This is a genomic window from Biomaibacter acetigenes, from assembly GCF_003691585.1.
In the GTDB taxonomy this organism is placed as follows: domain Bacteria; phylum Bacillota; class Thermosediminibacteria; order Thermosediminibacterales; family Tepidanaerobacteraceae; genus Biomaibacter; species Biomaibacter acetigenes.
The window spans coordinates 1,871,146-1,890,621 of record NZ_CP033169.1 but is presented as its reverse complement, the minus strand read 5'-3'; the positions used below and the strand labels follow the sequence as shown (position 1 = coordinate 1,890,621).

The 19,476-nt window shown below is 40.6% G+C and carries 39 protein-coding genes; 30 read left to right on the top strand and 9 right to left on the bottom strand.

The window, feature by feature from the left end:
* Positions 1-362: 362 nt before the first annotated feature.
* Positions 363-524: a hypothetical protein gene (locus D2962_RS17585; RefSeq protein WP_162991185.1), complete on the bottom strand. Its 162-nt coding sequence runs from the start codon at positions 522-524 to the stop codon at positions 363-365.
* Positions 525-985: 461 nt separating this feature from the next.
* Positions 986-1,321, bottom strand: coding sequence for a hypothetical protein (locus tag D2962_RS09705; RefSeq protein WP_122014870.1), 336 nt, complete (start codon positions 1,319-1,321; stop codon positions 986-988).
* Positions 1,322-1,603: 282 nt separating this feature from the next.
* Between D2962_RS09705 and D2962_RS09700 the strand changes: the two genes are divergently transcribed.
* From D2962_RS09700 to D2962_RS09685, 4 genes are all read left to right on the top strand, one after another.
* Complete coding sequence (locus D2962_RS09700) at positions 1,604-1,834, top strand: helix-turn-helix domain-containing protein (RefSeq protein WP_122014869.1); 231 nt, start codon at positions 1,604-1,606, stop codon at positions 1,832-1,834.
* A 39-nt stretch (positions 1,835-1,873) separates the two neighbouring features.
* Positions 1,874-2,068 (top strand): type II toxin-antitoxin system HicA family toxin, encoded by a 195-nt coding sequence (locus D2962_RS09695; RefSeq protein ID WP_120767362.1) that lies wholly within the window; start codon positions 1,874-1,876, stop codon positions 2,066-2,068.
* Between the two features lie 2 nt (positions 2,069-2,070).
* Complete coding sequence (locus D2962_RS09690; protein ID WP_120767361.1) at positions 2,071-2,295, top strand: type II toxin-antitoxin system HicB family antitoxin; 225 nt, start codon at positions 2,071-2,073, stop codon at positions 2,293-2,295.
* 93 nt (positions 2,296-2,388) lie between these two features.
* A complete protein-coding gene (locus D2962_RS09685; protein WP_122014868.1) occupies positions 2,389-3,165 on the top strand; it encodes a stalk domain-containing protein in 777 nt (258 codons plus the stop codon).
* Positions 3,166-3,307: 142 nt separating this feature from the next.
* On the opposite strand, the gene D2962_RS09680 is transcribed toward D2962_RS09685, so the two are convergent.
* The 7 genes from D2962_RS09680 to D2962_RS09645 form a co-directional block, all read right to left on the bottom strand.
* A complete protein-coding gene (locus tag D2962_RS09680; protein ID WP_122014867.1) occupies positions 3,308-5,206 on the bottom strand; it encodes a recombinase family protein in 1,899 nt (632 codons plus the stop codon).
* Between the two features lie 100 nt (positions 5,207-5,306).
* Positions 5,307-5,612 (bottom strand): hypothetical protein, encoded by a 306-nt coding sequence (locus D2962_RS09675; protein ID WP_122014866.1) that lies wholly within the window; start codon positions 5,610-5,612, stop codon positions 5,307-5,309.
* Positions 5,612-6,199, bottom strand: coding sequence for a hypothetical protein (locus D2962_RS09670; protein WP_122014865.1), 588 nt, complete (start codon positions 6,197-6,199; stop codon positions 5,612-5,614). Before D2962_RS09670 ends, D2962_RS09675 begins: the two co-directional genes overlap by 1 nt.
* 374 nt (positions 6,200-6,573) lie before the next feature.
* The gene (locus tag D2962_RS09660; RefSeq protein ID WP_122014863.1) at positions 6,574-6,888 is read right to left on the bottom strand and encodes a hypothetical protein; all 315 of its coding nucleotides are present in this window, start codon (positions 6,886-6,888) and stop codon (positions 6,574-6,576) included.
* 143 nt (positions 6,889-7,031) lie between these two features.
* Positions 7,032-7,376 carry a hypothetical protein gene (locus D2962_RS09655; RefSeq protein ID WP_122014862.1) on the bottom strand — a complete coding sequence of 115 codons (345 nt, stop codon included), beginning with the start codon at positions 7,374-7,376 and terminating at the stop codon, positions 7,032-7,034.
* A 52-nt stretch (positions 7,377-7,428) separates the two neighbouring features.
* Positions 7,429-7,734, bottom strand: coding sequence for a hypothetical protein (locus D2962_RS09650; RefSeq protein WP_222927495.1), 306 nt, complete (start codon positions 7,732-7,734; stop codon positions 7,429-7,431).
* Between the two features lie 23 nt (positions 7,735-7,757).
* Entirely contained in the window at positions 7,758-8,159 is a 402-nt protein-coding gene (locus D2962_RS09645; RefSeq protein WP_122014861.1) for a helix-turn-helix domain-containing protein, read from the bottom strand.
* Between the two features lie 175 nt (positions 8,160-8,334).
* Between D2962_RS09645 and D2962_RS09640 the strand changes: the two genes are divergently transcribed.
* The 26 genes from D2962_RS09640 to D2962_RS09525 all read left to right on the top strand — a co-directional run bounded on the left by D2962_RS09640 (position 8,335) and on the right by D2962_RS09525 (position 19,199).
* Positions 8,335-8,574: a helix-turn-helix transcriptional regulator gene (locus D2962_RS09640; protein WP_222927494.1), complete on the top strand. Its 240-nt coding sequence runs from the start codon at positions 8,335-8,337 to the stop codon at positions 8,572-8,574.
* A 23-nt stretch (positions 8,575-8,597) separates the two neighbouring features.
* Positions 8,598-8,861: a hypothetical protein gene (locus D2962_RS09635; protein ID WP_122014859.1), complete on the top strand. Its 264-nt coding sequence runs from the start codon at positions 8,598-8,600 to the stop codon at positions 8,859-8,861.
* 14 nt (positions 8,862-8,875) lie between these two features.
* Entirely contained in the window at positions 8,876-9,025 is a 150-nt protein-coding gene (locus D2962_RS17580) for a hypothetical protein (RefSeq protein ID WP_162991184.1), read from the top strand.
* Positions 9,026-9,302: 277 nt separating this feature from the next.
* A complete protein-coding gene (locus D2962_RS09625) occupies positions 9,303-10,073 on the top strand; it encodes a Rha family transcriptional regulator (protein ID WP_122014857.1) in 771 nt (256 codons plus the stop codon).
* A 16-nt stretch (positions 10,074-10,089) separates the two neighbouring features.
* Positions 10,090-10,272 carry a hypothetical protein gene (locus tag D2962_RS09620; protein WP_122014856.1) on the top strand — a complete coding sequence of 61 codons (183 nt, stop codon included), beginning with the start codon at positions 10,090-10,092 and terminating at the stop codon, positions 10,270-10,272.
* 97 nt (positions 10,273-10,369) lie between these two features.
* Positions 10,370-10,537, top strand: a complete 168-nt coding sequence (locus D2962_RS17575) for a hypothetical protein (RefSeq protein ID WP_162991183.1) — start codon at positions 10,370-10,372, stop codon at positions 10,535-10,537.
* A gap of 33 nt (positions 10,538-10,570) precedes the next feature.
* Positions 10,571-10,831, top strand: coding sequence for a hypothetical protein (locus D2962_RS09615; RefSeq protein ID WP_122014855.1), 261 nt, complete (start codon positions 10,571-10,573; stop codon positions 10,829-10,831).
* 97 nt (positions 10,832-10,928) lie between these two features.
* Positions 10,929-11,399: a helix-turn-helix domain-containing protein gene (locus D2962_RS09610; RefSeq protein WP_122014854.1), complete on the top strand. Its 471-nt coding sequence runs from the start codon at positions 10,929-10,931 to the stop codon at positions 11,397-11,399.
* Positions 11,400-11,447: 48 nt separating this feature from the next.
* Complete coding sequence (locus D2962_RS09605) at positions 11,448-12,005, top strand: host-nuclease inhibitor Gam family protein (RefSeq protein ID WP_162991182.1); 558 nt, start codon at positions 11,448-11,450, stop codon at positions 12,003-12,005.
* 3 nt (positions 12,006-12,008) lie between these two features.
* Entirely contained in the window at positions 12,009-12,890 is an 882-nt protein-coding gene (locus tag D2962_RS09600; protein WP_122014852.1) for a hypothetical protein, read from the top strand.
* Positions 12,891-12,914: 24 nt separating this feature from the next.
* Positions 12,915-13,097 (top strand): hypothetical protein, encoded by a 183-nt coding sequence (locus D2962_RS09595; protein ID WP_122014851.1) that lies wholly within the window; start codon positions 12,915-12,917, stop codon positions 13,095-13,097.
* Between the two features lie 11 nt (positions 13,098-13,108).
* Entirely contained in the window at positions 13,109-13,240 is a 132-nt protein-coding gene (locus D2962_RS19220; protein WP_281273645.1) for a hypothetical protein, read from the top strand.
* Between the two features lie 54 nt (positions 13,241-13,294).
* Positions 13,295-13,753 (top strand): putative metallopeptidase, encoded by a 459-nt coding sequence (locus D2962_RS09590; RefSeq protein WP_122014850.1) that lies wholly within the window; start codon positions 13,295-13,297, stop codon positions 13,751-13,753.
* Complete coding sequence (locus tag D2962_RS09585) at positions 13,750-13,935, top strand: hypothetical protein (RefSeq protein ID WP_162991181.1); 186 nt, start codon at positions 13,750-13,752, stop codon at positions 13,933-13,935. The genes D2962_RS09590 and D2962_RS09585 overlap by 4 nt, the downstream gene beginning before the upstream one ends.
* A gap of 287 nt (positions 13,936-14,222) precedes the next feature.
* Positions 14,223-14,717 carry an endonuclease domain-containing protein gene (locus D2962_RS09580; protein ID WP_122014848.1) on the top strand — a complete coding sequence of 165 codons (495 nt, stop codon included), beginning with the start codon at positions 14,223-14,225 and terminating at the stop codon, positions 14,715-14,717.
* Positions 14,718-14,729: 12 nt separating this feature from the next.
* A complete protein-coding gene (locus D2962_RS09575; protein ID WP_122014847.1) occupies positions 14,730-15,740 on the top strand; it encodes a hypothetical protein in 1,011 nt (336 codons plus the stop codon).
* On the top strand, positions 15,727-16,290 hold the full coding sequence (locus tag D2962_RS09570; protein ID WP_122014846.1) for a replicative helicase loader/inhibitor: 564 nt from the start codon (positions 15,727-15,729) through the stop codon (positions 16,288-16,290). The genes D2962_RS09575 and D2962_RS09570 overlap by 14 nt, the downstream gene beginning before the upstream one ends.
* On the top strand, positions 16,256-16,426 hold the full coding sequence (locus tag D2962_RS17570) for a hypothetical protein (protein ID WP_162991180.1): 171 nt from the start codon (positions 16,256-16,258) through the stop codon (positions 16,424-16,426). Before D2962_RS09570 ends, D2962_RS17570 begins: the two co-directional genes overlap by 35 nt.
* Positions 16,427-16,592: 166 nt before the next feature.
* Entirely contained in the window at positions 16,593-16,772 is a 180-nt protein-coding gene (locus D2962_RS09560) for a hypothetical protein (protein ID WP_122014844.1), read from the top strand.
* A complete protein-coding gene (locus tag D2962_RS09555; RefSeq protein WP_122014843.1) occupies positions 16,772-16,957 on the top strand; it encodes a hypothetical protein in 186 nt (61 codons plus the stop codon). The genes D2962_RS09560 and D2962_RS09555 overlap by 1 nt, the downstream gene beginning before the upstream one ends.
* Positions 16,947-17,339: a RusA family crossover junction endodeoxyribonuclease gene (locus D2962_RS09550; protein ID WP_122014842.1), complete on the top strand. Its 393-nt coding sequence runs from the start codon at positions 16,947-16,949 to the stop codon at positions 17,337-17,339. The genes D2962_RS09555 and D2962_RS09550 overlap by 11 nt, the downstream gene beginning before the upstream one ends.
* The gene (locus tag D2962_RS09545; RefSeq protein WP_122014841.1) at positions 17,340-17,519 is read left to right on the top strand and encodes a hypothetical protein; all 180 of its coding nucleotides are present in this window, start codon (positions 17,340-17,342) and stop codon (positions 17,517-17,519) included. It begins immediately after the preceding gene.
* Positions 17,520-17,522: 3 nt separating this feature from the next.
* On the top strand, positions 17,523-17,702 hold the full coding sequence (locus D2962_RS09540; protein WP_122014840.1) for a hypothetical protein: 180 nt from the start codon (positions 17,523-17,525) through the stop codon (positions 17,700-17,702).
* Between the two features lie 147 nt (positions 17,703-17,849).
* Positions 17,850-17,990, top strand: a complete 141-nt coding sequence (locus tag D2962_RS09535) for a DUF2292 domain-containing protein (protein WP_162991179.1) — start codon at positions 17,850-17,852, stop codon at positions 17,988-17,990.
* 39 nt (positions 17,991-18,029) lie between these two features.
* Entirely contained in the window at positions 18,030-18,215 is a 186-nt protein-coding gene (locus D2962_RS09530) for a hypothetical protein (RefSeq protein ID WP_122014838.1), read from the top strand.
* Between the two features lie 357 nt (positions 18,216-18,572).
* Positions 18,573-19,199 carry an ArpU family phage packaging/lysis transcriptional regulator gene (locus tag D2962_RS09525; RefSeq protein WP_122014837.1) on the top strand — a complete coding sequence of 209 codons (627 nt, stop codon included), beginning with the start codon at positions 18,573-18,575 and terminating at the stop codon, positions 19,197-19,199.
* The last annotated feature ends 277 nt before the right edge of the window (positions 19,200-19,476 follow it).

The following is a 19,476-nucleotide window of genomic DNA, read 5'->3' as shown; positions in this document are numbered from 1 at the left end:
GTAATTACTGCCGAAAATTGTTATCTCTTGCCATTTACCACGGCAGGCGCCCAAAACGCGACCCAAGCGTCAGATAATCCTGTAGCATCTGAAATGCTATCATCGCAGCCACAACCAACACCCACAAGACTATATTGAGAAATTTGCCTTTCACAACACTCTGCCCCCTTAATCCTCCGCTTTAGAACGCCAGTCCGAGAACGCCAGGCGGTAATAGCGTTGATTTGCGCTTCGGGTTTTCCGATTTTCTTGTTTCTTGGATGCACCTTCTTTAACTCTAAAAATGCCCGTGCAGGTGAGCGTTTACGAGAAGATACAGTATCCCTAAAATTAATCCCAATACACCCTGCCATTTATTTAGACTATTGCTGTTTTTTCGTTGTCTCGCCGCCTTGAAGCAGATATGCAATGACGGCGCCACCCACGGAATAGGCCAGGAAACCACCATAATTAGGCCCATACCCGATCTGATGAGTGCCGTACATCTCCTTTTCTGGAGAAAAAGGACTGAAATTTTCACGCACATAATATGTTCCGTAACCATACTGGGGAACTTGCAAACCAAATGCTACCAAGCGGTCAGTAAAAGACCAACCAAAAGACCCGAATGCCAGATAGCCCAGAACCATAATATAAATAGCGAAAATTAACCATACGATTCTTTTTCGTGCAGTAATGTTAATGCACCTCCATCCCAAATAATCCCATTAATTAGATAGTAACATATATTCCGTAACATTGCAATATATCCATCCGTATCAAGATTCGAGCCTTGTGAGCGTTAAAAAAAAAAAAAAAAAAATCGGTGCGCATATGAAGCGACAGGGCTTACCCAGAACCAATCCCACGGCTCCATGCCCAATACCGGGATACCCATGCAATTGACATGAAAGTCCGAAGAAAAGCCCTACCGATAGCCTTGTCAGCTTTACGGATGCCGAAGGAAAAGAAAAAGCCCTGCATATCATGCAGGGCTTGACATGTTTCATTCTTCATTTAACTTGTCTTCTTCTGGTAAGTGAGACCATTCACCGTCCTGTAGCAATTGTTCTATAGCCTCCATGTCTTCCAGATAGTCCAATAACCTGTCTTGGTCTTTTGTTAAACTTTGATAAATCACTTTAAGCTGCTCGTCCGTCAATGAATCCCATTTTGTTGCATTTTTATCATTCGATGCGCTCAGCAGTTTTTCCTGTTCTTCCGTAGCATATCTGTAAATTCCTATCATTTGCTCATCCGTTAACGAATCCCACAGTCTGGCTTTAATACCCATCCTCCTTTCCTCCAGTTTTTCCCTGACCTTTTCCATTGATACTAACATTTGTAAAACCTCCTATATAATATTTTTTGCTAGCAGGATTTTGTCCTGCCTGCTATTATATATTGTAGCATATATGCTTCATTTTGTAAATAGATTTATGATAAAAATTTAAATCAATTTGAAATAAATTATTGATAAATTGTCTTGCATATGATACAATATGAATGGACAAATTGTTCGGCTGATTTGTTCACGGCAATTCATTTGACGCTGCCGTTTATAAAAGCTCCAAGGGTGTGCTTATCCGAAAATCCTGGCTTTTAGATAATTGGAGGTGAACAAATGATTACATGCAAGCTTGCTACAATTATGGCCGAAAGAGGTGTGCGGCATATCAGCGACCTATCGGTGAAAACCGGCATTGCAAGGTCCACACTGACCAAACTGTGGTATAATCAGTCGGATGGAATTCGTTTTGATACACTAAATAAACTATGCGAAGTATTAAACTGCACACCGGCTAACCTTCTTGTTTATACACCAGAAAATAAAACACAAACTAATAATGAATAAATGAAAGGAAAATTTTATTGCAGAAAAGGATAATCAAAGATGAAAGTCCGTGATATTATAAAAATAATAGAAAAGGATGGCTGGTATATTGTTACCCAAAAAGGAAGCCACAGGCAGTTCAAGCATCCTGTAAAACCAGGACGTGTCACCATAGCCGGTCATCTGAATGATGACCTGGCTCCAGGCACTTTAAACAGCATTTTAAAGCAAGCCAGGCTAAAGGAGGGAAAATAGCCGTGAACAGGTTTCTGGTCGTAATCGAAAAGGCGGATAACAACTATTCTGCTTATTCACCGGACCTTCCCGGCTGCGTAGCGACGGGCAAAACTCCACAGGAGGTCAGGGAGAACATGGCTGAAGCCATAAAAATTCACATAAAGGGCCTCAAGGAAGATGGATTGCCAATTCCAATGCCGACGGCAAAAGCGGATTACATCGGCATTAACCTGCAGGCCCTTTAAATGCCCTTTATAGACCGAGTTTTTCTTCGCAAATGGTTTTAATTTAAAACGCTAAAAAGCAATGCTTAAAAACGATTTTAGGAGGCATTGAGCTTGAAAAGAAAACTCACAATAGTTTTAATGACTCTTATGATTATGGCAACTGTGGTATATGCAGCACAGGAGGATTATACAATACTTGTCAATGGTACGCCGCTAAAATGCAATATTCCTCCACGTGTGGTAAATGGTTATATTCTCGTACCATTTCGAACAATAGCTGAAGCTCTGGGCGTAGATATACATTATGATAGCTCGACAAATATTATTTACGTTAACTCAAAACCTGAAGAAAAACCGGAATTACCGCAAGAACAACCTGAATTACCATTATTTGCAGAATTGGTAAACCGGTATTGGACGGAAACTGACCTTGAAACACCGCCAATAGATGGCCCAGATGACTTCAAAAAATTCATAACTGAAGCATTGGAAGTATTAAAAAATAAGACTCCGAATGAATATAGAATCGTATTAAGTTATGTTAAAAACATAAAACTAGGTAAAGCTGACACTGAAGAACGATACGACGCTGCGGTTGTTTCCGATGGTACTGTAATTTTTAACACAGATTCCTATAATATGTGGATAAATTCCAGGTGTGACAAAGAATGGCTGGCGAAGAATGCTGCTGCCTTGTTGGTACACGAAGCCACGCACATGCAGCAAAACGTATGTGGTATGTCGATTGTAGGAGGCACACAATTCACGAAAGATGATATTGAACTTATGGCATATCTAGCACAATATCGTGCCACACAAAAGCTAGGTCTTGGAAAAGAGGCCGAAAAAGAAATGTGGAAGCATGTTGAAGAACATCTGAAGAAATGAACTACTTAAAACTTTGGATCGGTATTAAAACCGGTTTACTGGGATTTATTTTCGGGATAGATAAACTATATTTACAAAATAGACAAAATGTGATATATTGAATATAAATAATAATCCTGTGTGCCTGGAGCATGTGGGAAGGTCAAAAACCCAGTAAAAATGCGGATTTGAGGGCCACAGGCAGACGCACAGGACTTAAAATCCTGCGGGTAGCGATACCCATACCGGTTCGATTCCGGTTCCCGGCACCACCTTTTTTCATTACATTATCAGATAATTCATTACGAATAGAAGATGAACTTTCATCTTCTTTTTTATTTTGATTATTTCCATTCATTAGCATTAAACGCTTAATATCCTGCCCGGTCGGATCATGCCAGAAATAAACATATATCTCACCGGTATCGGGATTAAAGCGTAATTGACGTATAAAGCTTCTCACAGCCATTCTTTTGGTATGATTTGATGTGGTAGAATCCATAAGGATTGATTCTAGATTCTGGACTTGAGCAAGGATTGTGGCTTCTTCAATTTTATCTACCTTTGGACTTTCCTTTTGAATTTCCTCAAGTTCAGTTTCAAGGGTCTGTTTTTCCTCCTGGAGTTTTTCGAGCTGGCTCAAAAGCAATGGAATAACTTTTGAATCTTTTCCCTCCTGGATTGCGGCTAAAATATTATTTATAGCATTTTCTGTTTCAATAATAGATTTTTGTAAATGATTTTCAGCTTTGTAAAGGTCATTATTATTTTCTTTAAGTATTTCATTCATTTCCCGGACTATTACTTTTATCTTTTGCGGAGTAAAACGGCTCTTTATGGCCGCCAGCACTTTTCCTTCCACTTCTTCTTTCCTGAGTGCAACAGCCTTATTACATCCAGCCTTGCCTTTATTTTTGAAATTAGCACATACATAATACATATAACGATGTTTTCCCATCTGTTGGCTGTTCATAGGACCTCCACAGTTAAGGCAGACAAACATGGGCTCTCCTACTGCATTTTCTCCGCTAAAAAGATATGGGCTGTCTTCAGTTCTGGTAGGAATTATATTTCTCTTTCTTTTTTCCACCAAAGGTCCCATTACCTCCTTTAATTCCTGCCATTCGGCTTGGGTGATAATTGCCGGATGAGCATTCTCAATTATTACCCAGTCATCTGCATCTTTCCATTTCTGGCCGGTTCCCCTAAGATCCCGCCCCGTCCGGTTCCAATAGTAAAGGCCTGAATAAACACCTTCCAGGGCACGCATACAGATTTCCCTGATAGTTGTTACTGACCAGGGCCTACCCTCTCTATTTTGATATTCGGTACCTTTAGTATTGAGATGGTCCCTCACATCTCTATATGACATTTTTTTTCGATACCAGAGTTCCAGGATCATATACCGGATGAGCCAGGACCTTTTTTCATCAATCTCCCATAGAAGTTTGGTAATATCCTTCCCACGGGAGTCTTTTCCTCTGATAACCCGTTTGTTTATGTATCCATCCGGGGCAATTCCACCGTTTTTATAGCAGTAACCTGTCTCAGGGTCCCGGGTGCCGGCGTTTCTTGTCATACCTTTTACGGTATGATAGGCGGTTTCGATACTCCGGGCCTCATCTTTGGTCTCAGAAATACCCTCCAGCCAGATGCCGTGAATTGAGTTCCGGTCATATTGTGGCTCGCTGACTCCGATGACCGTTACACCGTGCCGGCGCAACTCTTCTTGCCATACCACCCGAAGATATTTCCGGCGGGCGAACCGGCTTTTTTCATCGACTAAAAACAGAGACACTTTGTCGTTATTCTTGGCATATTCCAATAGTTCCAGGACTTCAGGATCTTCATCTAGCCCACGATAAGCGGAATGGTGGAGTTCGACCCATTTTAAAATAGTTACATTATGTTCATCCGCCCACTTCTGAATCCGCTGGCGCTGTTCCGGGACAGAAAGGCCTTTTGTGAACTGGTCTTCAGTAGAAACCCGGCAGAGGGCAACTGCATATTTGATACTTTTTGACTGTATTTTTGGGCTGCGGAAATTCAATATTTCATTCATAAGAAGGCCCCCTTTTTAGTGTTATTTTACTGTTTTATAAACATTTGTTCTATATGAAGCTGAAATAAAAAGCGGTTTCCCGCATTTAAATAAAAATATATTACAGTTTTTGATTCTTTATAAATTTTGTTTTCTTAATAGATAATTCCTGATATCTCAACCAAAAACAAAAACTTGTACATAAAAAAGCTTCTCCAACAGAAGGTAAAAAATAATATATAGAATCTAATGGCGTGAATTTAATATCCATAGCATAATAATAAATTAAATTTGCAATATTTGGCATGCATAAAATAATAGCCGTTATACTCATTACCAAAAAAAATCTTAAATTTACTGTTTCAAATGGCTTTGCTTTAGGAATATCCGATATTTTTTTAAAAAAGGAAATAGCTTTATCTATCATTATAACAATTTCTCCTTATAATACTTTATAGCAGAAATTACTGTTGACAATAGTCCGATTGAACCAAAAACACCCATTATCGAATAATACGGATGTATTATGTAAATCCCCTTAATTATTAATAATATTAAAGATATAGAGAAAAAAGTTATACCAAGACAGCTTATCAAGGTAAAAATTAGAAATGGCATGCTAAAATTGTCTAAAAATAGTTTAGTCATATTAGGTTCCTCCAGCGAAGATTCGCGAGAATATATTCTTATAGTTCTATAATATTCTGGGATATTTAAAGAATTGCATTCTTCGGAGTAGAAATATGCATTCTCAGAATAATGCTTATCAAAATTACGGCTTTGTCTAAATTTATTATTTGGAAAAACTTGATTCTTTTTTCTTATTATAACACTATTTGCTTGATAAAAATCATCTTTCTCAGATAAATTCTTATCATAGTAAATTATTGCTGTGGTATCTGGAGGAACTTCAAGGAATGCTTTAATTGAATATTCAGGAGAAGTATTTTTTATTATTGTTGGTTTTTTTACAGTTGAGTTTTCTATATTATATTCTGGATTTGGATCTAACATAATAATATTCCCCTTAGAAAGAATTTAAAAAATTACAAACGTCATTTAATAAATATTTTTTACTATCTTGGAAGAAATCAAAGGAGTCATTAAACGGAATATTTTCGATATAAAAATCCGCATCGATAAGTAGGCCCCAACGTCTTTTTGCCTCAGTATGATTTTCTGTAATATTAATTATTTGCCTTCCGATAGGAGCAAATCTTAAATTAATCTTATAATTCTTTTGTATATGGAAAATAATCTCGGTGGTCATATTATTAGCTTTGAAAGAGTTTGGGAAATAATTATATCGTAGAAAATTTTTCGTTATAAATTTCTGAGCCATTTGTATTGTGGATGTATCCTTTATAAAGAAATATCGTATTCCAACTCTATTTAAGATAATGGGTTTTTTGAAAATCCAATACAGTTTTTGAAAAAGATTTTACAAATAATATGAACTCATCTACATCTTTGGGTTCACTATATGTTAACCCAAATCTATTTATACTAATATTAGCATTAGTCTTCATTTCAGGATTGAATAGAGCTATTGTATTATCAGGTTGAATTGAGTAATTAGGTAAAATATTGCCCAACTTGCTAACAAGTTCTGCTTTTTTGTCATTGAAAAATAATGAATCAGGATGACGAACATCTATTAAAGCTTCATCAAGATATAGATTATCTAAAGAGAATTCAGCCAAGGAAAACCCCCTCCATATAATCATGAATAGTATAAAATCCTTTTATCAATAGGTATTCATTTTATACCTTACTAATTCCTCCGGCACCTCGAGCCACTGACTCATTTCCGGGGCACTCAAATCTTTTCTAACCTCATCGTCGTCTAACCGACTTTAGCATTATACCGGCTGCAACTTTCAGCTACCTTATCCGCTTCGATTTCGAATGTCTGATGTTGCATGTCCAGCCCGATGATATACCCTTCTTTTGGTATATCATTTATAATGTGCTTTATCTCATGAATAAAAACTTTGCATTGAGTTTCATAATTTATATTTCCGTTAAGAGCTAAATGATAATTACCTTTCTTACTTACATATGTAAACCCATACACAGCAGGTGGGAGGTTTGCAATAGTAACCCGTATACCGAATGCATTCATAACCTCATGGAATGGCATAGTGCCATCCATTAAAGCCCGGAATAGGGGCTCATCTAAAACCAACATTCAGCCGCCCCCTTGAATCAAAAGTAAAATCTTGACTGTTTTACCATTAAGTTTATCTTATGCGGCGCAATATTACTTCCTCATGTTTTGATACTTCGGTTTCAATTCGATCTAGCTTATCACTATTCTGTTTATATCCATCAAATAGGGCTGAGAGTTTCTCACCATGCTCATGTTCGATTTTAATCACGGTTTTTTCAATCTTGTCAATTCTTTGTTCTATCTGATTGAATCTTTCATCTACCTGGTTAAATCTTTCCCGCATTTCTGATTTCATTCCATCCATGTCCATAGTTAGCTTGCTTACTTGAGCAAGAACAAGTTCTAGTAACTCCCTATCTGATGCATTATTACTCATAGATTTTATCCCCCCATATATTTTTATAAATCATCATGCGCCGCTTCTTCATCTTCAATCGCCTTAATTACCCGTATAATCTTTTTGACATCGCTTGGAGGCATGTCTTTAATCTGTTTAAATAGTAATTTTAAATCCTCCCGATTCTTGAGTTCATCCCAGAACTTCGCCAGTTCCGGGTCATCGGAGACGGAGTCGGTGATTTTGTCGGCGGGGTTACGAATTTCGGATATCCCCATAAGCCAGTCAAGAGTAACCTGAAAATATTCGGCTATTTTTTTCTTAATTTCATCATCAGGTATACTTTTGTCGCTTTCATACATAGAAACCGTTGATTTGACAATACCAAATAATTTACCAAAATCCTCTTGGGTTAGATTATTTTCTAGCCTTAATTGTTTTATTCTTTGACCAATGGTTGGCATATTCTACCCCTCAGTTCATAAATCTTAAACTAATTATATCACTCGATTCAAGATAGAAAAATATTGTTCAAGAAATTTTAACTTTTTTATTATAACCCTATTGACAGTTCAATAACATTGAACTATAATAATAATTGAAAGTTGAAGATGCTTGAACAGCAAAGGAGGGATGAACTTGAAAAAGGTCCATGAGAAACTCAAAAAAATAAGAACTGATAAAAACATAACACAAAAGGAAATGGCTTTAAAACTAGGATATAAAGACAAGAGCGGATATTGCCAATTGGAAAACGGAGATGTTGAAATGACTTTAGAGAAAGCCATTAAGATAAGTCAGATATTGGGTGTAAGGGTAGAAGAAATTTTTTTTGACACAAAAGTTCAAGCATCTCGAACGAATCAGCAAACCGCATAAACCAAAAAGAAAGGATGATAAATATGAAAACATTTGCAGGCAAAAGATTTTTCAAGGTGTTTGTGCCGAGCGAGGCAAGAAAAGATGGTGTGCAGTTTAACGAAATGCATGAAATTATTGCTAACGATGAGAGTGAGGCCATAATTAAAGCCTTCAATTCAAAAGATTACAAACCAGGGTATTACACAGATGTTGTTGTTGTAGAACAATATGTCGGTTATGGTGTGTCAAAGGTCACAGAATGGTCGCACAGACATTATGCAGATACGTATGAGCAAACCGCATGAAGGGAGGGAGCAGGATGGAGGAAATTTTAAAAGAGATTCTGGCGGAACTCAAAAAGATAAACGATAAACTTGAGACCCGCCAGAAAAAGGAAAATGGGCTTACCGCTGATTTGATACCGGCAATTAGAGAACTTACTGCAGATACAATACCAACAGCAAAATAGACTACTTCTTTTCTCTCAACGATTCACAGACAAGAAAAATGGCTTTACATTGCAAGCAACCGTAAACATCTACTGGCAAGTATTGTGATGGAAGTGTAGGACCTTTGTCGGTATCGATTATAGAAAGCGCATATGTTTGATTGGGTTGTATGTTTTTTAATTGCTGAACATTTTGGTTGCCACAAAATGGGCATGTAATGCTCATAATTATCACCTCCTCTCCAAGAAAATTTTACCACCAGAGAGAGGAGAAAACAATCAACAAGGAGATGAACTTATGGGCGAAATAATCCATCTTGGCATAAAACAAGAAGGCTCAATGCTGGTTGTATCCAGCAGGATAGTTGCAGAGAATTTTGATAAACGTCATGACAATGTCATAAGAGACATTGAGGAACTTATAGGGGGTCTCCTCAAAATTGAGGAAACCCAAGCAGAAAAGTATTTCATCCAGTCAACTTACATTCATCCGCAAAATAATCAGGCTTACAAAGAATATCTTCTCACAAAAGATGGATTTACTCTTCTCACAATGGGCTGGACCGGCGAGAAAGCCATGAGATTCAAAGTCGCTTATATTAATGAATTCAACCGCATGGAGCAAGAGCTTAAAAATAACCTTCCGGCTGATCCACGAAAGCTATTAGCCGCAGCAGTGCTGGAGGCCAATAAAATCATCCAAGAGCAGGATAAAAAGATACAGGAGCTGTTACCAAAAGCTGAATTCTATGACGCAGTGGCCGGCAGCAAAGATGCCATAGATATAGGATCTGCGGCAAAGGTGCTTGATATGGGCATAGGCCGCAACAAACTGTTCGAGATACTTAGGAATAAAGGCGTCTTAATGAGCAATAACATCCCATATCAAAAATACATCGACTGTGGTTACTTCAGAACGATAGAGCAGAAATACTCCAAGCCAGACGGAACGGTATGTATAAACATTAAGACCCTGGTGTATCAGAAGGGGTTGGACTTCATAAGGAAGCTGCTTAAGGAAGACAATGTTGTGGCCTTAAGAAGGGTAAGCAAAGAACAAACCGCATGAAGGGAGAGCTGAGACCATGATACCCAAAATAATCGAAAAAGAATCCGGGCCCCCGGAGGGCATGACGGAGGAACAACTACAAAAGATACTATACCCGAATCTGCTGGCCATGGCCCGGATACTGGCCCAGGAGATAAAAAAAGAAAAGGAAGAAGGTGACCACCGATGCAACGGTGCGAACACTGTGGCCGACGGCTGAGGCCCGATGAGGGAAAAATCTGCCGGCTGTGCATAGGGAGGATCTTGAAGCAACTGCAGCAGTTGAGGAAAATGAGAGCCACAAGGAGGTGACAGTTTTGAAATTCGGACCGAAAACGGATTTTATCAACATCGAATTGAGTATCCATGTAACTCCTGCAAATAAAGAAGCAGTAAAGCGAGCCATCGAAACACTTGTGCTATGGGAAGCAATCGGGCCCTATACAAAAACAGATATTCTGCGGCAAATCGAGGAAGTGGTCTGATGCCAAAAATTTTTACCGAAAGAAGGGACAAGCATGGGAACAATAGCGAAAATCGCCCCAAACAGGCGGGAGGGGCAAGAGGAATGGCTCCAGGGAGGATTAACTCCGGAAGATCTGGCAAGGTCCGAAGAGCAACTGGCGGTAACATTACGTGAAATTGATGAGTGCAACAGAATCATCCGCCAGGCCAGGGAAGCTGAAAAGAGGCTGATTGAATTGCACCAGGAGCTCATGACGCAGATGAGCAACCTACAAGATTATATCTCTTATTTATACGGGGAGGAGGGAGCGTGATGAGGTTATTTTCAGTATCCTGCAAAGTGCGTGAAATTAAGACTGTCTTAAAACTGCTTCGTTGCCTTTATCATACAGCAGAAAGGAGGGAAAGGGAATGCAGGCCCATTGCGAAAACATCTACAAAATTGCTAGAAAAAGCGCAGGTTTAACACAAATTCAGGCAGCAGAGGCAATAAATGTCAGTGTTCGGTCTCTGGCAGATTATGAGACGGGCGTAACAATACCGCCGGATGATGTGGTTTGCAGGATGATTGAAGCATATCGGGCACCATGGCTTGGTTATGAACATCTAAAATACTCAACAGCCGTAGGACAGAAATATTTGCCTGATATAAAATTCTCGGACTTGGCAAGGGCTGTCTTAAGATTTCAAAAGGAGGTTAAGGACCTTGAATCGGTAGACAGGACACTAATCGAAATAGCTTGCGACGGAGAAGTCGACGAAACAGAAAAACCAAAATGGCGGGAGGTGACCAAAGAAGTAGAAGATGTTGTAAGTGCAGCATTAGCCATTCTGTTTACAGAGACACAAAAAGAAAAAGCCCTTATGGCAAGGGCAATCTAACACCACCTCCAGTATAGCAAATGCTGGGGGAAAATGCAAGGAGGAAGAATGATGAACATATTAGCAAACATAGCCCTGAAGAACCTGGGCGTGGACATAGAAGATGAACAGCAAAAAGAAAGCTGGAAAATCGAGAACGATAGCCAGGCCGATTGGGCATTAGACAAAATCAGGGAAGCAAAAGCCGAATTCAGGCGGTTTGAGATGGTCGTAAATGACAAAATAGCACAATTACAGGAAGCTCTAGCAGCAGAAAAGGAAAAAATGGAGCGGGAAGTCGGATTCTTTTCAGGGAAACTGGCGGAATACTTCGAGACAGTGCCACACAAAAAGACCAAGACGCAGGAGACATATGCGCTTCCCAGCGGAAAGCTGATCAAGAAATACAAACAACCGAAGATTGAACGAGACGAAGAAAAGCTAATAGCTTGGCTTGAGCAAAATGGGATGACTGAACTAGTGAAGATCGAGAAAAGAGCAGACTGGGCAACTCTAAAGAAAGATACGGTCATTGATGGTGAACGAGTAATTTCGAAAACTACTGGCGAAGCTATTCCGGGAGTGGTAGCAATACCGCAAAATCCGGAATTTACGGTGGAGGTGTAAAAAATGGCAACAAATGAAAAACAGATGGTGCCAGCGGATAAGGACCCAAAGGTCCTAAAAGCCCTGGCTGAAATATCGCAGTATAACGGCAAACTGGACGTAAAAGGAATGAAACCTTTTTTGGTAGCCTTGGGCGGCAAGCCGTACGTAGACACCGGCGGCCTTAAACTCAAGCTCCAGGAAGTTGCCAACAAGCGTAAGGGTATTAAGAGCATACTAACGATTATGGGCAGCTACGCTCACGAAAGCCCTCAAGAGATGCTCCAATTGGCAAAGACACTGCCTGCCCCTATCATAGAGCAGATGTGCAAAGAGCGTGACTATATGGCAGAAATGTTCACAGCCCCGCAAGGGACCGCAGTGGCAAAATGTATTATCGTCTTTGGCGACGGATTGAAGGTAGAAGCTAAAGCCACAGCCAGCCCTGAAAATATTCAGATGAGCACTATTAAGCCTCATGCCGATGTCATGGCCCAAACAAGAGCCTTTAACCGGTGTGTTCGGTATATAACCGCCAATGGCTTTTTAGATGTGGAGAATATGATTCGGGAGGAAGAAGCTGATGACGTGGCCGCATTCGAGGGCGAGGATCAGGAGTTTTTTCGGCAGGATGGCGGAGGAGATAACGAGGGTCCGGGAGGATATCCGGAGCAAGATGGAAGCCCGGAAGGAGATGGAGGAGAGCCCAGTATTCCAGAGCCTTTCGAAGATGTCGGAGATACTGAAGCAGTGGAATATGGACAAATACAAACATGCGACGAATGTGGAAAGATGATATCGGAGAAGGAAAAAGAATATAGCGAGAAATACTTCAAACGGGCGCTTTGTATGGATTGTCAAGCGATAGTGAGAAAACAGAATAAAAAGGCACCGGCGGCGCAATAGCCGGTGCCGGGAGGAGGGAGAAGCATGGATGAAAAAATTTGCCCGATGTTGAGCAGGTATGTCTGGAAGGATACAGGATATGTTGAAAACGGATTGCATGACGTTGCATGCAAAGAAGAAAAATGTGCATGGTGGGACGTTCGTAACTGCGAGTGCTCCATAAAAGGCATTGCGACAATAGCGGAATATTTTGCTTTGCGTATATAGGAGGAAAGAACATGATAGAAGTTACCATACTCGATGATTGTGAAATGAAAGTACAAATACAAGAAGAATTTTGCATAACAAGGGATAGTTATTACGAATTTAAGGAGAAGTTAGAAAGACTAATCGAAGAATACAGAATTTGATAATCTTGTGGTGGCAATAAAGGGGGCCTAAAGGCCCCGAAAGGAGGGACCAATATGGGTTTGAAATATGAAATTGCCGAAGACGTTCAGAACCTTGCAAAACAGCTCATATCAAAATATCATCCACACCTTGGACTTGCAAAAATTGCATACATATTCAAAACGGATACCTGGAAGAAAAACGGTAAAACAATCCTGGGGAGTGCTCATAGATGCAGTGAGAAAGAGAAGCTACTGCATGGATACGATTTTATAATTACGCTTAACCATTTTGTCTGGGCCACAGTTGATGTAAATAGAAAGATGGCAATTCTTGACCACGAACTTTGTCACTGCGGATGGGATGACGATGAAGCTAAATTTATCTTGGTGCCTCATGACCTAGAGGATTTTGTGGATGTAGTCCGCCGGCATGGGTTATATATGCCAGATGTGGAGGCCATGGGCAGGGCAATGCATCAGTTGAATTTGTTTGAAAAGCCAAATTTAAAGGTAGTGGGAGGGAATGAGTGATGAAAATTCGTGTTGCATATTCCGAACTCAAATCAGGGCCTGGATACAACAACCGTAAAGCAGAGGCTGAGATCGAAATTGATGTTACCGGCAATCTTGATAGCACATTTCAAAGAGCGTGGGAGAGAGTTAAATCAGAAGTAAAACGGCAGTTGGATTATAACGACGATATTCCATTTTAGGCGGGTGGGCTATCCCCGGCCTGCCTATATCCCTTATTGAATAGACGGAGGCCCCTTGATAGTAGGCCTCCGCAGACTCAGGAAGGTTGCCTCTTCGCTATAATCCTGAGGGAGTCCGCCATGTCTTTCATGATGAAAATGAAAGGGACAGTTAAACCCACTGACAGGATACTAGCAATTATCCAATCAACAGGTGACATGTCCTTCATAGCAAGCACCTCCATAATTAGTTTATGTATTTTTGATTTATTTAACCATTAGGTAAATTAAGGGGCGGGGGTCTAAAGATGATATTGGATGATAACAATAAATGGTTAATAGATAGAATTCAACACTTAGAACCAAAAGTTCAGGATTTTATTAATAAAATAATTTACAACTATGCTTACGAATATTTGTCAATAATCGAGGACTGTGAATCCCCTATTGAACAATTATTAGTTTTAGCCTTATTAGATGTAGCTGATGGAAGAGGCCTTACCCATATTGGATTCTATTTAGAACCTCAAAGAGAGATTGAGATTTTGGGTAAGAAATATCGGGTTGATATATGTATTTATTTAGGAAATATTACTGATTTGAATTCATGCAAAAAGCTCATCATCGAATGTGATGGTCACGAATTCCATGAAAAAACAAAAGAACAAGCTGCTAGAGACAAGCAAAGAGACAGGATGCTAATGATGGCTGGGTATCAAATTATACATTTTACCGGAAGTGAAATATGGGCGGATCCATATAAATGTGCTCGTGAAGTAATTGATTTGTTACTTGTGCATTAAGGAGAGGGAAAAATGGGAAGGAAACGATACATCACCAGCGATATGAGTATAGATGAACGGATAGCCAATATTGCATCAGAGAACCCAGTAGCAGCTCTTATGTGGCCCTGGTTTATTACAGGTTTCGATGACTGGGGCCGAATGGAAGCAGTGCCCATGAAAATTAAGCTTAGCATATTCCCAGCATTTCCATACACTGCGAAAGATATAGAACAAGCCATTGAATTATATGCAGCTTCAGGATTAGTTCATAAATATGAAGTTAACGGCAAATATTATTTAGCCATAGATCCGCAAAAATACTATAAATATCAAACTTACATACGAAGCAGTAAGCGAGAATTGGATGATTCCAATTGCCCACCCCCGCCAAATCCTCCATGGGGGGACGATGAAGAGCTACAAACCGCAGAGGATAGCGCAGAAACGCTCTTGGGAGATAATTCGCACGCAGATGCACGCACTTGCGCGCAAGGTAGCGCAGATGAGCGCATTTGCGTACCTTCACCTTCTCCTTCACCTTCACTTTCACCTTCACCTTCAGGTACTAGTACTACGTCCGAGCAAAGCCCGGACGAGCCGCAGGAACCCCAAAACGAAGGCAAAAAAAGCAAGAGGCATATCATACCACTTTTCAGCGAAGATACAGTTCAATATCAGCTCGCAATGTTCATGAGGCAGTGCATATTAGAAAATCTACCTGGCGCTAAGGTCCCTGAACCATCAGCAAAGGGCTTGAAGCGATGGGCCTATGACATTGACCTCATGATTCGCATAGATAACCGAAGTCCGGACGAGATACGGGCACTGATTGACTGGTCGCATCGGGACAGCTTCTGGAAAGCAAACATACTAAGCCCGGGGAAGCTTCGGGAAAAGTGGGATACCCTTGTTGCTCACAGACAGAGAGAATTCGATGCTAAAAAAGCAAGGGAGGAACCCAAAAAACATATACCTCGTGCATTTGCTAGTCTAATGGAATTATCCGCAAAAGGGGGATTAAGAAAGAATGACACTGGATGAAATAAAAAATCTTGTGGGGTGGGCTGTGGCTAATTTCCCTGCCATGCAGGAGCGTGATATGGGTCCTACGGCCATGCTTTGGTTTGAGATGTTGAAGGATGTGCCCTACAAAGTTGCCGAGAAAGCACTTTTCAAGATACTAGCCACTGCAAAATACTTCCCCACAGTGGCCGAGATGCGAGAAGCCATTATGGAGATAACTACTCCGCAAACGGAAACCGCTGCCGAAGCCTGGGGGGAAGTCGAACGAGCCATAAGGTTATACGGTTACTACCGGCAGGCTGAAGCCCTGGCGAGCATGTCACCACGGACGGCAAAAGTGGTGAAATACATGGGCTGGCAGGAGATATGTCTTTCAGAAGAGCCAGGAGTAGTTCGAGGGCAGTTCCTAAAGATGTATGAACAGGTAGCGGAACGGGAGCAAAAAGAGCGTCTATTGCCGGCAGCCCTGAAAGAAGACATAAAGCGACTGAGTGGCAGCATGAGCATGAAAATGCTGGAAGGAGGTAAACAGGATGATGAGGAACAACATTGGCTTGCAATACAGTGAACGTGACCGTCTTCTGGACCTGTATCTCCGGGCCAGAGGCGAGGAACGGATACGGATACTGGCACGGCTTGTGGTGCTGGATGAGGAGGCGGAAAATGGAACTAACAAAAAATACAATTATAAAAGTCAAAGATAAAACAAAAGGCCGAAACAATTATAGTGAATGCCGAAGGAATTATACAGCTAAGGTGATCAAAGAATATCCTAATTTTTACCTGATACTGAATGAAAAAGGCTATAAGGAGTGCATAAATAAAATCTTTCTTAAAACCGGGGATATCAAAGTCATGGAGGGATAAAGTATGAGCATTGAGAAAGATATATTCGCAATGCATATTCAAAAAGCCCAAATAGAACTTGCTCTTGCAGAGCAGGACCTGGAATACGCAGAGCCGGATTTTATAGATGCAGCAATATATGAACTAATGGCAAAGCGCAAAAAGCTGGACACACTCATAAAAAAGGCAAAGGGGTGTGCGTGATGAACATCATAGAAGAGCTCATAAAGCTCCAGGCCGAAATGGACGAAAAGCAATACAAATACTTCGGCATGAAAACGTCAGATAAGTATACTAATGCTGATTTTTATGGCAGAGGTAGAGCGTATGGAGAATGCGCAGATAAGTTGCAGGAATTGATAGACAGGGTGAAGACAAATGAAGTATAAAATCATCATCCCACTTCCACCAATTACAAAAAAGAACCATCAGCAATTACGTTTAAACCATAGAACGAAAAAGTATTTTGTCGCTCCAAGCCCCCAGTATGAACGCTATGAGCAACAATGCCGATATTTCATCAAGCCTCTGCCGAAACCTATCGACTATCCTGTCAATGTCAAAGCCCTTTTTTATATGGACATGAGGCGAAAATGCGACCTGACGAATCTCAATGAAGCCTTACACGATATCCTTGTAAAATGTGGCATTTTAAAAGATGACAATTCAAAGATTGTAGCGGCGACGGATGGTAGCCGGGTGCTGTATGATAAACAAAATCCAAGGACGGAGGTATATATTGAGCCTTTAGAAGTCGAGGAGGTATGCTAAATGACCTTAGAAAGCATTAATTCTGAAATAGCACTTCAAATGGCAAAATACAAAAACGCCTACCACAAATCGAAGATAGCGGAGGGATTAACCCGGGAGCTATACCAGCGGGAAATGGATCGGTGCACGAAGCGGCTTTGTGAGCTGCTGGCGGAAAAACGGAAAATTAAGGAGGCGTAGGCCATGGCCGAAGTGATACAATGCCCGGGATGCTTGCAGTGGCTGAATCTGGAACTTGGGGAGGCACGAGTACTACGGAGTATCAATAGCGATGAAATACTATACAAATGCAAGAAGTGCGGGGCGTATTTTGATGAAGACGGAGTCTGGGAGATAGTTTCATTTAAGGGGGCCGGACGGTGAATGATGAGGCATTGAAGCTTGTCTGGCGGATGGTGCTTGCGACGATGGCGGGGCGGAAGGAAAGGACGTGGGACCTGTATGAGAAATATTTGCGGAAGATTCGCTTATGCATCACGATTAAAGAATATATCGATTGGAGGCGGGAAATTGAACGAACAAGAACTGCATGAAAAAGAACGTCGGCTGCTGGAATTCATCCGGCAGTTGGGGCATGGGGAAGTGACGATAAAAGTGCAGGATGGGCTGCCGGTCATGGTGGAGGAAGGAGTTAAAAAGACTAAGTTATAGAGACGCAGTCTATAAATTATGTGAAGGAGGAACATATAAATGGATGAAATAGCAATGTCTTTGTATGAGGAAATATGCCCGCATTGTAAGGGTAGAGGTATCGCAATAACCTGCCCAAGATGTGGTGACAAACATGTCGAGGTTCATGTAGTGCCGGGAATGTGGAAAGAATGGCGATGTGAGAAATGTGGATTTAAGGCTAGGCAGTATGATCCACGTTATTAAACATTACAAGGATATAGCGACAGGGGGTGAAATTACAAGAAATATGAAAAACTGTTTTAATTGCGATGAATACAGCCCATGTCGATACATTGACCATTTCCAACAGGGTGGCGGAGATACGAGTCCAGATTTTAGTTATATCTATTGCGCACTTCTTCGAGAAAAAGTTTTAGTAGAACCGCCTCTAGGAGGAGATAATATACCCATTACAGACGTATACATGCCGCAGAAATGCCCTATCATTTATCCAAAGGAAGAGCAACTATGTTTAATTATATAATGAATAACTGCTGACCGGAAAACCGGAGGCACTTCGAGAAAATCGAGGTGCCTTTTTCTATTGCGGGAGGGAGGGCGATGAAGGAGCAAGAGTTTGATGAGTGGCTACAGGAACATGAGAAAAGGCGGCCAAGGACGAAAATGCCGCCAAAGGTCCTGAAAAGGATTATGGAAGAGCCACCATTACCGGGAAAAGGCGGGCTAGCACCAGGAGAGAGGGAGGAGGATTTTGTTTTGAATTACTACAAAGCAACGGAGAAATTTTTATATAACTACAATTCGCTCAAAGCCAGTATCGAAAATATGAAGCAGGAAATTGAGGGAATGGACTATCGGGAAATATCAGCTATTAATTATGATAAAGAGCCGACCAGTAAAACTTATGCATTTTATTCGATTACGGAAGAAGCGGGAGTAAGAGCAGCAGACAAGAAAAGGCTTCTTGAGCAGAGAATAAAAGCCACAGAGGGGAAGATAGAGAGAATCGACAGGGCAATAGAAGCTCTAAATGACACCGAGAGACAGATAATAACCGAACGGTATATAAACGGTAAGCAGTGGTGGCAAATAGCTTATAGTGTAAGGATTAATGAACGGTGGTGCAGGGAAATACGAAAGCGAGCTGTCACTAAAATAGCAATTGGCCTTTTTGGAGAAGATGCAATGCCTAAAGACAGCCGGAATACAGCCGTCCAGAGTGGGTAAAAATATGTTAGTATGATAATATACAATATATAACGATGGCAGGTTTCGATAAACTTTTAATAAATGCGCCAGATAGACACCGGAGACCTCTAAGCTGGCCGTAACCTGCCAATCCGGAATAATAGCATCGGGCAACCGGTGCTTTTATAATTCTATATGGAAAAATGTCGAATGATTGATGCAGGAATTTCCTACTTTTATGTAGAAATATAATAAACAAGAAATAATTGAATATTAATACAAAGAAAACAAATTATTCAGATAAAATATTTAACAT

What these genes read in the sequence shown, in the direction of transcription:
- D2962_RS09670 (WP_122014865.1), bottom strand. Translation starts at nt 6,199, where the DNA reads ATGTTAGATCCAAATCCAGAATATAATATAGAAAACTCAACTGTAAAA.
- D2962_RS09695 (WP_120767362.1), top strand. Translation starts at nt 1,874, where the DNA reads ATGAAAGTCCGTGATATTATAAAAATAATAGAAAAGGATGGCTGGTAT.
- D2962_RS09655 (WP_122014862.1), bottom strand. Translation starts at nt 7,376, where the DNA reads ATGTTGGTTTTAGATGAGCCCCTATTCCGGGCTTTAATGGATGGCACT.
- D2962_RS09545 (WP_122014841.1), top strand. Translation starts at nt 17,340, where the DNA reads ATGACCTTAGAAAGCATTAATTCTGAAATAGCACTTCAAATGGCAAAA.
- D2962_RS09610 (WP_122014854.1), top strand. Translation starts at nt 10,929, where the DNA reads ATGCAGGCCCATTGCGAAAACATCTACAAAATTGCTAGAAAAAGCGCA.
- D2962_RS17570 (WP_162991180.1), top strand. Translation starts at nt 16,256, where the DNA reads ATGATGAGGAACAACATTGGCTTGCAATACAGTGAACGTGACCGTCTT.
- D2962_RS09540 (WP_122014840.1), top strand. Translation starts at nt 17,523, where the DNA reads ATGGCCGAAGTGATACAATGCCCGGGATGCTTGCAGTGGCTGAATCTG.
- D2962_RS09570 (WP_122014846.1), top strand. Translation starts at nt 15,727, where the DNA reads ATGACACTGGATGAAATAAAAAATCTTGTGGGGTGGGCTGTGGCTAAT.
- D2962_RS09525 (WP_122014837.1), top strand. Translation starts at nt 18,573, where the DNA reads ATGAAGGAGCAAGAGTTTGATGAGTGGCTACAGGAACATGAGAAAAGG.
- D2962_RS09645 (WP_122014861.1), bottom strand. Translation starts at nt 8,159, where the DNA reads ATGCCAACCATTGGTCAAAGAATAAAACAATTAAGGCTAGAAAATAAT.
- D2962_RS09580 (WP_122014848.1), top strand. Translation starts at nt 14,223, where the DNA reads ATGATATTGGATGATAACAATAAATGGTTAATAGATAGAATTCAACAC.
- D2962_RS09555 (WP_122014843.1), top strand. Translation starts at nt 16,772, where the DNA reads ATGAACATCATAGAAGAGCTCATAAAGCTCCAGGCCGAAATGGACGAA.
- D2962_RS09600 (WP_122014852.1), top strand. Translation starts at nt 12,009, where the DNA reads ATGGCAACAAATGAAAAACAGATGGTGCCAGCGGATAAGGACCCAAAG.
- D2962_RS17580 (WP_162991184.1), top strand. Translation starts at nt 8,876, where the DNA reads ATGGAGGAAATTTTAAAAGAGATTCTGGCGGAACTCAAAAAGATAAAC.
- D2962_RS09575 (WP_122014847.1), top strand. Translation starts at nt 14,730, where the DNA reads ATGGGAAGGAAACGATACATCACCAGCGATATGAGTATAGATGAACGG.
- D2962_RS09615 (WP_122014855.1), top strand. Translation starts at nt 10,571, where the DNA reads ATGGGAACAATAGCGAAAATCGCCCCAAACAGGCGGGAGGGGCAAGAG.
- D2962_RS09680 (WP_122014867.1), bottom strand. Translation starts at nt 5,206, where the DNA reads ATGAATGAAATATTGAATTTCCGCAGCCCAAAAATACAGTCAAAAAGT.
- D2962_RS09530 (WP_122014838.1), top strand. Translation starts at nt 18,030, where the DNA reads ATGGATGAAATAGCAATGTCTTTGTATGAGGAAATATGCCCGCATTGT.
- D2962_RS19220 (WP_281273645.1), top strand. Translation starts at nt 13,109, where the DNA reads ATGATAGAAGTTACCATACTCGATGATTGTGAAATGAAAGTACAAATA.
- D2962_RS09635 (WP_122014859.1), top strand. Translation starts at nt 8,598, where the DNA reads ATGAAAACATTTGCAGGCAAAAGATTTTTCAAGGTGTTTGTGCCGAGC.
- D2962_RS09560 (WP_122014844.1), top strand. Translation starts at nt 16,593, where the DNA reads ATGAGCATTGAGAAAGATATATTCGCAATGCATATTCAAAAAGCCCAA.
- D2962_RS09700 (WP_122014869.1), top strand. Translation starts at nt 1,604, where the DNA reads ATGATTACATGCAAGCTTGCTACAATTATGGCCGAAAGAGGTGTGCGG.
- D2962_RS09620 (WP_122014856.1), top strand. Translation starts at nt 10,090, where the DNA reads ATGATACCCAAAATAATCGAAAAAGAATCCGGGCCCCCGGAGGGCATG.
- D2962_RS09590 (WP_122014850.1), top strand. Translation starts at nt 13,295, where the DNA reads ATGGGTTTGAAATATGAAATTGCCGAAGACGTTCAGAACCTTGCAAAA.
- D2962_RS09650 (WP_222927495.1), bottom strand. Translation starts at nt 7,734, where the DNA reads ATGAGTAATAATGCATCAGATAGGGAGTTACTAGAACTTGTTCTTGCT.
- D2962_RS09675 (WP_122014866.1), bottom strand. Translation starts at nt 5,612, where the DNA reads ATGATAGATAAAGCTATTTCCTTTTTTAAAAAAATATCGGATATTCCT.
- D2962_RS09605 (WP_162991182.1), top strand. Translation starts at nt 11,448, where the DNA reads ATGATGAACATATTAGCAAACATAGCCCTGAAGAACCTGGGCGTGGAC.
- D2962_RS09595 (WP_122014851.1), top strand. Translation starts at nt 12,915, where the DNA reads ATGGATGAAAAAATTTGCCCGATGTTGAGCAGGTATGTCTGGAAGGAT.
- D2962_RS09705 (WP_122014870.1), bottom strand. Translation starts at nt 1,321, where the DNA reads ATGTTAGTATCAATGGAAAAGGTCAGGGAAAAACTGGAGGAAAGGAGG.
- D2962_RS09625 (WP_122014857.1), top strand. Translation starts at nt 9,303, where the DNA reads ATGGGCGAAATAATCCATCTTGGCATAAAACAAGAAGGCTCAATGCTG.
- D2962_RS09550 (WP_122014842.1), top strand. Translation starts at nt 16,947, where the DNA reads ATGAAGTATAAAATCATCATCCCACTTCCACCAATTACAAAAAAGAAC.